The following is a 12,376-nucleotide window of genomic DNA, read 5'->3' as shown; positions in this document are numbered from 1 at the left end:
TGAGGAAAGTCTGTCTATCTTTGGGCTTATAATAAACAATATGAGAGATATGGCTGCAAAATATAAATCACAGGAAAATGAAAAGCCGGAACAGGTAAATGATCCGGTAGCTACTTATCAAAGGGCCGGTTCTGATGTATGTCTTTGTGTTCCTACAGAATACGAACGGGAAATTATAATGCGTTCGGAAAAAGATTATGAAGAAGGTCGGTTGTATACTCAAGAAGAGGTTGACAAGCAAGTGAGACAATGGCTGGATTAAAGATTGTGTGGACGGAAACTGCTACAATCGTTTTGCGACAGATTCTTACTTTTTATTATGTTAGAAATGGAAATTCAAAATATAGCCGTTCCATCTATACAATGATAAACGATGTGCTAAAGTTAGTTGCCAAATACCCATATATGTATAAAGCTACCTCTATACCTAACGTACGTGTTTTTCATTGTGATTACTTTAAGGTGTATTATAGGGTGCTTGAAGAACAGATTCTTGTGGAAGCTGTTTTTGATACTAGACAGGATCCGGGTAAAGCCCCTTTTTAAGGAGCTATCTCTTTTTTCCGTATAACTTATCTATCAAATCCCCCCGTCCGATACGTCTCAATTCATTAATGATATTTTTCCGTTCTTCCGGCTTGTACCAGAAGAAAAATTGACGTTGTGCCAGTTTTTCCCGTTGAGTCTTGGCGCTGAATATCGGTTCCAGCGTGTAGGGATGGTATCCGGTGTACCATGCTTCCGTGGCTACTGTCATAGGAGTAGGGGTGAAGTCCTGCACTTGTTCCAAATGAAAATCCAGCCGTTTGGTAATAACGGCAAGTTCCGCCATATCTTCTTCTTTGCATCCGGGATGCGAGGAAATAAAATACGGAATGAGTTGCTGACGCAGGTTCTCCTCTTTATTGATTCGGTCGAATATCCTTTTGAATGTTTCAAACTGCTCGAAAGGAGGTTTGCGCATTACGGATAATACCCGTTCACTTGTATGTTCCGGAGCAACTTTCAGTCGGCCGCTAACGTGCTTGACAATCAATTCGCGGGTATATTCGGCGGTACTGCGGTTGATGGCCTCATCTTTACTCCGATGCAATAATAAGTCATAACGTACCCCGCTGCCTATAAATGATTTCTTAATGCCGGGCAAGGCATCTACTGCGTGATAAATATCCAATAACGGACGATGGTCTGAGTTCAGGTTCGGGCAGACTTTCGGATGAATACAGGACGGACGCTTGCATTTCTTACAGATAGACTCGTCTTTCCCTTTCATCTGATACATATTGGCGGAAGGACCACCCAAATCGCTTAAGTATCCTTTAAAGTCCGGCAACTGAGTTACCTCTTTTACCTCCCTCAGAATGGATTCTTTGCTGCGGCTGACGATGAACTTTCCTTGATGTGCGGAAATGGTGCAGAATGCACACCCGCCAAAACATCCCCGATGGATATTGATGGAGAATTTTATCATATCGTATGCCGGAATCCGCTTCCCTTTATATTTGGGATGAGGCATACGGGTATAGGGCAAATCGAAAGAACGGTCAATTTCTTCCTGGCTCATCGGGGGATAAGGAGGATTGACGACTACGATTTTGTTTCCGACAGCTTGCGTGATGCGTGAAGCCGCATATTTATTGGACTCTTCTTCAATATGCCGGAAATTGCTTGCCTGTTTCTTTTTGTCTGCCAGGCATTCCTCATGCGAATAGAGCTGTATATCTTCCGTATCGGAAGTCCACTCAGAGGCACGGCAAAGATAGGCTGTCTGAGGAATCGTTCCGATGATTGTTTTTAAATCGTTGACAGTGCATACAGCGTCTTCTGTCGGCAGCAAACCTTTTATTTTACGGGTTAATTCGACAATCGGCTTTTCGCCCATTCCATAAATAAGCAAGTCCGCTCCACTATCGCATAAAATGCTTTTCTGTACCTTATCCTGCCAATAATCATAATGGCTTAACCGCCTCATGCTGGCTTCAATTCCTCCTAAGATGACAGGAACATCCGGATAAAGTCTCTTGAGAATCTGACTGTAAACAGTAGAGGGATAGTCCGGCCGCATATCCGGGCGCCCGTCCGGTGTATACGCATCTTCGCTACGCAATCGTTTGTTGGCGGTATATTTGTTTACCATCGAGTCCATGCACCCGCCGGAAATGCCAAAGAACAGGCGCGGACGCCCCAACTTCTTGAAATCGCGCAAGTCATCGCGCCAGTTAGGTTGGGGTACAATGGCTATTTTCAAACCTTCCGCTTCGAGAATGCGGCCGATAACGGCTGCACCAAAAGAAGGGTGATCTACGTACGCGTCCGCACTGAAAAGGATGATGTCCAGTTCATTCCATCCGCGAAGTTCTATTTCTTTTTTGGTAGTAGGTAACCAGTCAGTCAATCGATATTCTTTCATGCTGCAAAGATACGCATTATACGGTGAACTGTACTGTCATTTGTTCTCCGTCATAAATTTCGCGGAAACCGATGCCTTGTTCGGACAGATATTCCTTCAGGTCCTGAAACGCATCGGCATGGTTCATGATAATCTTCAGTGTTTCACCGGGAGACGCATTACACATCGCTTTTATTGCAGGAATCAGCGGACTATAGGCTGTGATTCCGCAAGTATTTACTGTAATCATTATGCCTCCTCTTCTTCCGTTTCCGGACTGGAAAGCCACGTCAGATAGAGCTTGATAAGCTGTTGCAAGCCGAATGCCTTCATATTATTGTGGTAAATCACATCAATACAGAGGTCCAGCAAGTCCTTGCTGTCTTCTTCCTGACTGGCGATGAGGGAACGGATATTTAGTTTCAACTTGTCCAAAACCGCTTCGTCTACAATGCCGGTACTATCAATGAGATGGCGGAACAATGCATATTTCTCGATCGTTCTCAGATTCTCATTAGAGACCTCTATGCTGCGTGTACCGCTGGGATTTGCTTGTATAGTATACATCTTTTCTAGTTTTAAGGGTTATTATAGTAGCAAAGATAGAACTTAAAATGAAAAGCAGATTAAAAAAAAGGATATTTTTTATCTCTGCGTAAAGAATCCCAGTATACCTGCCATGATAGTTGCCCGGTCGGCTTCCGATTGTATGCTTTCAAAAGGAAATCCCAATACGAAGGTACGGTAGTTTCCTTTATAAGCGATACCTGCGCTTTGGTTGCCGGGAACGTATGTAAAGACAGGAAATGCCGTATCTACCGGAACGATACAGTCGGGAGCAGGGACGGCATAGCTGGTTTCATTAGGCGTTCTCGGTATGGTAATCGTACGTCCCAACCCGTTAATGCGGTTTGAGCTCTTGTCCGTCATGCTGTTTTGATAACCGTATTTTAAGATCTTCTCCGTAAATTCCCGGTTCCCCTGTGTTCCACTCATATCGCTTCCCACGTATGCACCACTGACAAATAGATTTCCTCCCGACTGGCAATAACTGGTGATGATCCGTTGCATGGCCGAAGAAAATGTTTTGTAGTATACTTTATGGGCCGGATCTTCTTTCTCCATTCCCAAAATGTAGTCCACAACCGGATAATCTTCCAGTGTGACTGTACCGTTTTCCACAGCCTCGTCGCTGCATGACACGAAACTATATTTGCCGGCGGCTTGAATCGCTTTTCCATGAATGAAAGGATAGTCGAATGTGTTACCTGCTATTTTCATTCCTTCCAACTCGCGCCCGCTATATCCCAGACTGCCTTCTCCTTCTTTTCCGGCCTGTGCCCGATCGAACCCTATTTGCGCCCCACTGAATGAGATGTTTGATAAATAAGGAACTCCGGGATCTTGTTCCAGGTCGAATCCTGCTTTGTCAAACGTATTAATGACAGCCGGTCCGCTGACTCTGTCGAATCCATTGATTATCAATACTCTTTCCCGTTCGCGTTTGGCCTTATAAGCAGAGAGTATCTCGGACGGGAAGCTTTCACCACCCCGATTTACGGCAGTTACTTTAAAGGAATAAACGAGTCCCGGCTCTATTTTGACGGTATGGGACGTCTTGCTGACTAATGTACCGTTGTCGAAACCACCATAGCCAATGCGTGTGTATACAATGTACTCATGTGGCTGTGCAGTGGGTTCTTGCGGATCGTTTTCACCTTTCCACGAAAGTTCCAACGTATTCTTTTTCTTTCCGAAGCGGATAGCAAAATTGCTGACAGGAAGAGGTTGCACTACATATTCTTTGTCATGCTGGCCGGCAACAAACTGCAAGATACCTTTATAGATGGCACGTCCCACCGTAAACTTGAAATTCGGATCATGTCCCAACTGCATATCGGCAAAGTTCTGATGGGAAAGTAATTCGATAATGGTAGAAGGAGTAGCCGGAAGACGTGTCTCGCTGTAATTGCGGTTCCACATACTGCGTCGTGTCCAAGACAGATTATAACTTGAATATATATCTTTCTGAATCTGAGTGAGTAGAATATCGGCCAAATCCCGTGAGGCATACCGGTCGATTCCTGTGTTCAGTTTTCCATTATTAAAATCAGTGGTGTATATTCCCAATGAGCCGATCAGCTCATCCGTTTTGCTGCATCCCGCATCGCTATGCAGTGCCATTGTCATTTCCAAAGGAATACCTAAACCGGGTTGTTGCGGATTATAGACAGAACCTCCGGATAAATAATTAATTGTGTTGGAGCGTGTATTGATGTCATCCGCATAATCATTTTCACCTTTCCGCCCCGCATATACTTCGTATGGCATTCCCGCCCATTGGGCAGAGTAGCGTGCCCCTTCCAGATAACGGGGTAAACCGCTTATCTTTCCTCCCCGCGCAATATTTCCCATTCCTCCCCCGAAACGTACCGCATCTGCGCATACTACGCCATGCTCGCTACTCTCGTTGCTTAGCACTACCATACCGTAATCGTTATTGCCTTTGTCAAACTCGAATGTGCCCAGATAAACCCAAGTGCCTCCGCCTATCTTTTGATTCACTTTGAATTCGGTCACCCCTCCATTGTGGAAAACAAGATATTTGGCGTCGCTCACGCTATTAGGCAATGTCCGGTAAGAGACATAAACCGCGTATTCTCCTTTTGCCGGTAGGGTAGGCACCCATTCGGCGAAAGCCTGGTCTTTATTTTTCTTCTTCTTTCTTTCGGTCGTAATAAAGCGGCAGGTCCCGTCTGTGAAGGGATTTTCTCCATCTCTATAAATCGCCTTCTTTTGAGCGAATCCTTTTATCGGAGCAGTAGCCCAATGTGCTTTTTTGCTTCCTACTTCCAGATAAAGAGAAGCATTAGGTGTATCGTTGTCCACAATGATCTCATTTTTCTGAGTATCCCGTTCGCGGGGAGTGTAGACGATTGCGCCTGCGTTTTCCAACATCGGGATTACGTACGGAAGGACAAACGACTGTGTGAACAGATCTTCCGTTGTGCAAAACAGACGGGGGCGTTGCCATCCCCATTCATTCTTGTCGTTCTTGAAATAATTGCCGTGACTTTGCCAGATTGCGATATGTCGGTCTTGCAATCCTCGTGATATTTCATTGGGCCGTGAAATGTTCTTTACCCACGCTGCGCCTTTATAATCGGTTTTCAAGGACATCCGTTCCTTATCCTTTTTCTTGTTCCGATAAATATTCGGGATAAGTTCCTCAATGGGCTTTCCATCTGCAAAGATAGTGAGTCGATAGTAGTGGACAGGCCCCGGAAGCAGCTCCTTCACTTGGTTGTAAACAGCTTCTACAGTCTCCGGTCGAAAAGGCTGATAAGCAAAACTCTCCGAAGCATGGATAGCAATCGTTTTGCGTTCATAATCTATATCAACACTTTTCAGTTTAGGCGTACTGATTTTCACCGTTGCGGTATATCTGCCGAAATAATCTGTCAATCGTTCTTTTACATTCCTTTCAATGTCCTGAGCAGAAAGGAAATTTACTCCCAATGTAAGGCATAGGAAAAACACTATTATCTTCATACTTGCTGCTTTTTTATACTCACCACAGAGGAAAGGAGGACACAGAGGGGTAAATGCGGAAACTACATAATTCTTTTATTTATGAAGTCCTCTGTGTCCTCCTTTCCTCTGTGGTGAATTACTCCGCAAAAATAAACAAAAAAGAGCGAGAAGTATCCCACTTCCCACTCTTCTTTTATTGTTTTATATTCTCTTAATCAAGAATACCTTCTTTCCTTATAGCGGAATGTATTCAACAAACGCTTCCATTGCCTCGTATGAAGCCAAGCCCAATTTGTCATACAATGCAGCTGTACCGCGATTACGGTCCTCGCTGCGTTGCCAGAACAGACGTTCATCGTTACCCAAGAAAGGAGCGCTTTCCATCTGCGACTGATGCTTCAGGATAGAATTACGTTTCGCACGAAGTTCTTCCGGGCTGATAGGCACTGCCATTTCAATGTTCTCAATTTCCCATTCGGCCCACGCGCCGCGATACATCCAGATACGGCAGTCTTTCAGCCACTTGGCACCTTCTTCTTTTTCAAGGTCGATGGCAGCGAATACTGCATCCGTACATACACGGTGTGTACCGTGCGGGTCGGCCAAGTCGCCGGCTACGAAAATCTGATGAGGTTTCACTTCACGGAGCAGGTTGCGTACGATTTCTACGTCGGCTTCGCTGATCGGATTCTTTTGAATCTTACCCGTTTCGTAGAAAGGCAGATCAAGGAAGTGGCAACGTTCCAATGGAATGTTATTATATGTACAAGCAGTACGGGCTTCACCGCGACGGATCAGACCTTTGATAGTCAGTATGTCACGGCTGTCCATATCACCGTCTTTCTTCGCTTTCAGGAAATTACGTATTTCTGCGTACTTTTCATTGATAACCTGGTCCTCACTATTGTTGAAGATCTGGTTGAATCCGTTGATGAAGTGCATGAAACGGATTACTTCTTCATCACCTACAGCGATATTGCCGGAAGTTTCGTATGCTACGTGTACTTCATGTTTCTGCTCTACCAGACGGCGGAGAGTTCCACCCATAGAGATAACGTCATCATCAGGATGGGGAGAGAAAATAATCACACGTTTCGGGTAGGGTTTTGCACGTTCGGGACGATAGGTGTCGTCAGCATTCGGCTTGCCGCCCGGCCATCCGGTGATGGTGTGCTGCAAATCATTGAAAATTTTGATATTTACATTGTATGCAGAACCATAAAGAGCCAACAGTTCACTCAGACCGTTTTCATTATAATCCTTGTTGGTCAGTTTCAAAATCGGTTTGCCTGTCAACTGGCACAACCAGACAATAGCGCTACGGATCAATTTGTCATTCCATTCGCAGGAAGTTACCAGCCACGGACGTTGGATGCGTGTCAGATTCATGGCTGCCGAAAGGTCAAGAGCTACATGCGCATTGTTGTGAGTTTGCAGATAAGAAGCAGGAATAGTATCGGTAATCGCACCTTCCACACACTCTTTAATCATAGCTGCTTTGTTCTCGCCCCATGCAAGCAGATACACTTTCTTTGCACTGAGGATGGTAGCTACTCCCATCGTGATAGAACTGATCGGAGTATTATCCATTGTTCCGAAAATTCTGGATGCTTCATTGCGTGAAGCGTTATCCAATAAAATCAGACGGGTGGTAGAGTTCAAGCGTGAACCCGGTTCGTTGAATGCGATGTTACCCACACGGCCGATACCCAATAAAGCAATATCAATGCCTCCGAAACTTTCGATACGTTGTTCGTAGAGACGGCAATATTCAAAGATTGTATCTTTGGCAATGCTTCCGTCGGGAGTGAATATATTCTGCTTGTCGATGTCGATATGATCCAACAGCATATTCTTCAAAGCGTTGAAATTGCTGTTGACTGCATCAGGAGCCAATGGATAATATTCGTACATATTAAATACGATCACATTACGGAAGCTGAGTCCTTCTTCCTTGTGCATACGAATAAGTTCCGTATATACGTGTCTGGGAGAATCTCCTCCCGGAAGAGCCAATACGCAGAAACGTCCGGCTTTTTGTTTTTCGCGGATGGTTTGTGCTATTTCGCGGGCAATGTAGTTAGCGCCTTCTTCTACAGATTCGTAAATGTCCGTAGGAATTTTTTCGAGTCTTGTCAAGACTGATTTTTCAAAAGCATTCTCCGGTCTGTAATATCTGGGGGAGACCCGGTGGAGACTGATTTGAGAACTAAGATTTGTTTTCATAAAGTTGTTAATTAAGTTATGTAAGATTAGAGTTCTTACGACTGTATTTTCACGACAAAGATACAAAAGAGGTTTATATAATTAACTACCTACTTCTCGGTATTGTTGTCGTTTTAATTGGTTTTTAACATTTGTTTGATAGCAACTATGACAGATGAAATTCGTCTGCATCTTTCCATACCGGAAATTTTTCTCTGAATTGACGGAGAGCGGGCAGGTTAAGAGTTGCCGTAGCTATTCCTTCCCGGCCGTCGGGCAGCGAGGCTATCTCTTCTCCGAAAGCTGAATAAATTTTACTTCCTCCATTATAGTCCAAATGGTAACCGTCGGTTCCTGTCCGGTTGACACCGCATACATAGCACTGATTCTCGAACGCGCGAGCCCGAAGCAACGTATCCCATACCGGGCGGCGGGGGATAGGCCAGTTGGCTACATATATCAATAAGTCATACTCACTGTTTACATTTCGGCTCCATACCGGGAAACGAAGGTCGTAGCAGACTTGCAGACAGATGTTCCATTCGAGGTAGGGAAGGATAAGCCGTTTCGTGCCGGCGGAGAAATGTTCGGCTTCCCGTCCCATGCGGAACAAATGCCGTTTGTCGTAATAGAATTCTTCTCCTTCCGGTGTCAGAAAAAATGCCCGATTGTAGAACAACCCGTTATCCGTTGCGATATAACTTCCGCAGATGGCTATCCGGAATTGCCTGGTCCATAATTTGAGAGTCGTAATGGTTTCACCGGAATTAGGTTCTGCCAACGTTTTGCTCTGCATACTGAAACCGGTAGAAAACATTTCCGGTAAAACAACAATCTCCGTTGTTCCACAGAGACTTTGTAGTTTCTTGTGGAGCAGACGGAGATTTTCTTGTTTGTTTTCCCAAACGATATCGGTTTGTACTATGGAAATACGGATTGAATCCACACTGTTTAGTGATTAAATATCGCCAAGGGCAAAATTCTCAGGATGTTTTCCTTGAAAGTCCTTGAAATAAAGTTTGATTTCTCTCATGTCTTTATCAATATCTCCCGACGGCATGATGGCTTTCGTTGCCGAAATCATCTTTTTGCTGTAATCGATACCGATCAATACGATGGGTACTTGCGCTTTCAAGGCGATATAATAAAAACCCTTTTTCCAATTTGGATTTGCCTTGCGGGTTCCTTCGGGCGTGATAGCCAAATGAAACTTTTTGCATTCGTTGAAATGTTTGACCATCTGATCCACCAACGAAGTTTTCCGACTACGGTCTACGGGAATTCCGCCGACTGCTTTGAAAAAAAGTCCGAGTGGAAAGAAAAACCATTCTTTCTTCATCATGAAACTTGTCTTACGGCCTAAAGCACCGTAAAATAGTTTTCCAATAAATAAGTCAAGGTTCGTAGTGTGTGGAGCGGCACAAATCACGCATTTATCATAATTGGTTACCGTAACGTTTGTCTTCCACCCCAATAGGTGGTAATAGATAAAGCTATAAATTGCTTTCTTCATTCTGTTTTTTAGTTCAATTTTCCGATCGCTTCAATAATCTCGTTTACTTTTGCATTAAAGTCTGCACGGAATTTCTTATAAAAACCTTTCACATTTCCCGGTTCGGTGTGACTGATGCGGCATACAAATTCATCCTGCATTTTCAGCACTTCCGCCATTAGCTCATCGGCCTTAGTCTTGTCAGTACCAGGTATAAACATACTGTTGATTAAACACTCGGTGAACAATTCTCCTGCGATATAGTTTACATTCTTTTTGAGTTCTCTTCTACTTGCCATAATCTTTACATTTAATGGTGAATAATAAAAAATATTTGTGGTAAAGATAGTTACTTTCTTTGATTTAGGCGAATAAATGGTCTGAAAAATGAAATAGAAGTGTTTTTATATGTATATTGTTTGTTGTATCTGGCTGGAGAATTTGAACGAAAATTAAACTTTAATGAATGATTCTATACTGATAATTGTAATGAATAAATCGTCTTGTCTGTTTTTATCCCTTTTTGAACGATTTTTAAACTACAAATGATAATAAAAGAAGTACTTTTACAGAGTATTTAGAATAACATACTTAAGCATCATGAAAAAGAAAAAAGTGAAAAGGAAATTACTTAAACTTTGTAGTCTTGGACTACTTGGAATCACAGTGTGCACACCTGTCATGGCACAACAAATTAACTATCAGGCGAATCCCCGTACTGGTGCTTTGCAAGCGTTGACAATAGCAGGTGATCCACAAGGAATGAATTGGTTGGTAGCGACAGATGGTAGTCAATATTCGTGGATTAAAGAGAACTATGGATGGGGATTGGGATATTTTACTCAGATAAAAGGAAATCGACAGGATGAAGTACATTGGAATGTTCCTGTTGAAATAAGGCAAGGTGGAAAAGAAATAATTTATTTTACTGGTGATATTCGTATTCTGGTAAAAAGATATATGAGAGATGAAGATTTGGTAGAAGAATATATATTTCGGAATCTAGGAAACGAGCATATTTCGCTTGCTGACATTGGAATTTATACTCCTTTTAATGATAATTACCCCAATTCTCAAACATGTATAAATGCCCGTACAAATACTCACATTTGGGAAGGAGACAATGCTGCTTATGTAAATGCTCTTCGGATGGGTGGTTATGCGCCGCATTTAGGTTTAGTTGTAACAAAAGGAGCGGTTAAAAGCTACGAAATATGGGAGCGTGGTAATGATAAGGCCAATTCTCATACGCGAGGAATCATAGCTTTGAATTTGCCGGATATACAATTGGAACCGGGTAAGGAATATTCAATATCTTGGCGCTTATTCTCACATAAAGGCATAGATGATTTCCAACAAAAAGTATTAGAAAAAGGAAGTGTGTTCGTGTCTTGTAATAAATATGTTTTTGAAAAAGGAGAAACAGCCCGAATAGAATTAGCAGGTGCTTCTGTAGTTCAGAAATGTATAGTGAAAAAGAACAGTATTATTACTCCTATGCATAAAGAGGGAGATAAATGGATTGCGGAAATTGTAATGGATCAGCTCGGAGAAGTACATTTGGATATCTCCTATGGAACGAATAAACAGACACATGCTACTTGTTTGGTAATCAGTAATGTGGATAGTTTAATACAAAAACGGGTGGATTTTATCCTCAATCATCAACAAATGAAGGGATCAGATAGAAGAAAAGATGCTTTTATGGTGTATGACAACGAAAAAAATGAAATATATTTGAATAATACTCCAAATTGTAATCCGGTAGACCGAGATGAAGGTGCTGAACGCGTAGGAATGGGTGTGTTGTTGGCTAAATACTATCAGTTACATCCTAGTTCAGAAATAAAAGAATCTCTTTTACGATATACGAAATTCTTGCGAAACAGATTGCAAGAGAGTGATTATAAAACATTCTCATCCGTTGATCGGAAAGGTAGGAACAGAGCTTACAATTATGCTTGGGTATCCGAACTTTATTTTCAAATGTATGGTATTACTAAAGATAAGCAGTATGCTGTTGATGGCTATAAGACATTACGTTCTATGTTCCGGCAGTTTGGTCATGGATTTTATGCCATAGGCATACCTGTACGTTTGGGATTACAGATGTTGAAAACAGCCGGAATGCAAACTGAATATGAAACATTGAAAAACGATTATATACGAGTAGGGGATACTTTTGTGAAAAATGGATTGAATTATCCGGCAAGTGAAGTTAATTATGAGCAAAGTATTGTAGCGCCGAGTATCATGTTTTTACTCCAACTTTATCAGGAAACAGGTATTCAAAAGTATTTGGATGAGGCAAAACGGCAAATGTCTGTGTTGGAAGCGTTTGCGGGAAATCAGCCAAGCTATCATCTGAATGAAATTGCGATTCGCCATTGGGATGGTTATTGGTTTGGAAAACGAGAAATGTGGGGAGATACTTTTCCACATTATTGGAGTACATTGTCCGGAGCTGCTTTCTATCTTTATGCGCAATGTACGGGAGATAATTCTTATAAGAAGCGTGCGGAAAATGTAGTAAGGAACAATCTTTGTTTGTTTTTTGAAGATGGTCGTGCCTCTTGTGCCTATATATATCCCAACAGAGTGAATGGTATGAAAGGTGAGTTCTATGACCCATATGCTAATGATCAGGATTGGGCATTAGTTTATTATTTGTTGGTGAGTGATAATATTTATTGATTGGGAGATTCGTCTTATCTCAAAAAATATGTCAAAAAGAAAACCGGCTAGTCACATTTAGT

Annotated in this window: 11 protein-coding genes; 3 read left to right on the top strand and 8 right to left on the bottom strand. The window is 42.5% G+C overall.

The window, feature by feature from the left end:
- The first annotated feature begins 49 nt into the window (after window positions 1-49).
- Complete coding sequence (locus tag ACNOGP_RS17865; RefSeq protein ID WP_195476123.1) at window positions 50-262, top strand: hypothetical protein; 213 nt, start codon at window positions 50-52, stop codon at window positions 260-262.
- Entirely contained in the window at window positions 250-546 is a 297-nt protein-coding gene (locus ACNOGP_RS17860) for a type II toxin-antitoxin system RelE/ParE family toxin (RefSeq protein ID WP_186926091.1), read from the top strand. Before ACNOGP_RS17865 ends, ACNOGP_RS17860 begins: the two co-directional genes overlap by 13 nt.
- A 4-nt stretch (window positions 547-550) precedes the next feature.
- Here ACNOGP_RS17860 and ACNOGP_RS17855 read toward each other — a convergent pair whose 3' ends face one another.
- The 8 genes from ACNOGP_RS17855 to ACNOGP_RS17820 form a co-directional block, all read right to left on the bottom strand.
- Window positions 551-2,410: a YgiQ family radical SAM protein gene (locus ACNOGP_RS17855; RefSeq protein WP_418213384.1), complete on the bottom strand. Its 1,860-nt coding sequence runs from the start codon at window positions 2,408-2,410 to the stop codon at window positions 551-553.
- A gap of 16 nt (window positions 2,411-2,426) precedes the next feature.
- On the bottom strand, window positions 2,427-2,639 hold the full coding sequence (locus tag ACNOGP_RS17850) for a sulfurtransferase TusA family protein (protein WP_418213383.1): 213 nt from the start codon (window positions 2,637-2,639) through the stop codon (window positions 2,427-2,429).
- Window positions 2,639-2,956: a hypothetical protein gene (locus ACNOGP_RS17845; protein ID WP_007753530.1), complete on the bottom strand. Its 318-nt coding sequence runs from the start codon at window positions 2,954-2,956 to the stop codon at window positions 2,639-2,641. Before ACNOGP_RS17845 ends, ACNOGP_RS17850 begins: the two co-directional genes overlap by 1 nt.
- A gap of 78 nt (window positions 2,957-3,034) precedes the next feature.
- The gene (locus ACNOGP_RS17840) at window positions 3,035-5,941 is read right to left on the bottom strand and encodes a xanthan lyase (protein ID WP_418213382.1); all 2,907 of its coding nucleotides are present in this window, start codon (window positions 5,939-5,941) and stop codon (window positions 3,035-3,037) included.
- 216 nt (window positions 5,942-6,157) lie between these two features.
- On the bottom strand, window positions 6,158-8,149 hold the full coding sequence (locus ACNOGP_RS17835; RefSeq protein WP_007759217.1) for a glucosamine-6-phosphate deaminase: 1,992 nt from the start codon (window positions 8,147-8,149) through the stop codon (window positions 6,158-6,160).
- Window positions 8,150-8,294: 145 nt separating this feature from the next.
- Entirely contained in the window at window positions 8,295-9,074 is a 780-nt protein-coding gene (locus ACNOGP_RS17830) for an amidohydrolase (RefSeq protein ID WP_418213381.1), read from the bottom strand.
- 12 nt (window positions 9,075-9,086) lie between these two features.
- A complete protein-coding gene (locus ACNOGP_RS17825) occupies window positions 9,087-9,641 on the bottom strand; it encodes a 1-acyl-sn-glycerol-3-phosphate acyltransferase (protein WP_418213380.1) in 555 nt (184 codons plus the stop codon).
- Between the two features lie 8 nt (window positions 9,642-9,649).
- Complete coding sequence (locus ACNOGP_RS17820) at window positions 9,650-9,919, bottom strand: hypothetical protein (protein ID WP_007759219.1); 270 nt, start codon at window positions 9,917-9,919, stop codon at window positions 9,650-9,652.
- 301 nt (window positions 9,920-10,220) lie between these two features.
- On the opposite strand from ACNOGP_RS17820, the gene ACNOGP_RS17815 reads away from it, so the two are divergent.
- Window positions 10,221-12,314: a DUF5695 domain-containing protein gene (locus ACNOGP_RS17815; RefSeq protein WP_418213379.1), complete on the top strand. Its 2,094-nt coding sequence runs from the start codon at window positions 10,221-10,223 to the stop codon at window positions 12,312-12,314.
- Window positions 12,315-12,376 lie beyond the last annotated feature (62 nt).

This window comes from Bacteroides difficilis, assembly GCF_048319815.1.
Classification (GTDB): Bacteria; Bacteroidota; Bacteroidia; order Bacteroidales; family Bacteroidaceae; genus Bacteroides; species Bacteroides zhangwenhongii.
Note: the sequence above shows the minus strand (reverse complement) of the source record. Positions and strands in the feature narration are given on the sequence as shown.

Coding starts and splice junctions, on each gene's coding strand:
- ACNOGP_RS17815 (WP_418213379.1), top strand. CDS start 10,221: ATGAAAAAGAAAAAAGTGAAAAGGAAATTACTTAAACTTTGTAGTCTT.
- ACNOGP_RS17845 (WP_007753530.1), bottom strand. CDS start 2,956: ATGTATACTATACAAGCAAATCCCAGCGGTACACGCAGCATAGAGGTC.
- ACNOGP_RS17865 (WP_195476123.1), top strand. CDS start 50: ATGGCTGCAAAATATAAATCACAGGAAAATGAAAAGCCGGAACAGGTA.
- ACNOGP_RS17855 (WP_418213384.1), bottom strand. CDS start 2,410: ATGAAAGAATATCGATTGACTGACTGGTTACCTACTACCAAAAAAGAA.
- ACNOGP_RS17820 (WP_007759219.1), bottom strand. CDS start 9,919: ATGGCAAGTAGAAGAGAACTCAAAAAGAATGTAAACTATATCGCAGGA.
- ACNOGP_RS17840 (WP_418213382.1), bottom strand. CDS start 5,941: ATGAAGATAATAGTGTTTTTCCTATGCCTTACATTGGGAGTAAATTTC.
- ACNOGP_RS17850 (WP_418213383.1), bottom strand. CDS start 2,639: ATGATTACAGTAAATACTTGCGGAATCACAGCCTATAGTCCGCTGATT.
- ACNOGP_RS17825 (WP_418213380.1), bottom strand. CDS start 9,641: ATGAAGAAAGCAATTTATAGCTTTATCTATTACCACCTATTGGGGTGG.
- ACNOGP_RS17860 (WP_186926091.1), top strand. CDS start 250: ATGGCTGGATTAAAGATTGTGTGGACGGAAACTGCTACAATCGTTTTG.
- ACNOGP_RS17835 (WP_007759217.1), bottom strand. CDS start 8,149: ATGAAAACAAATCTTAGTTCTCAAATCAGTCTCCACCGGGTCTCCCCC.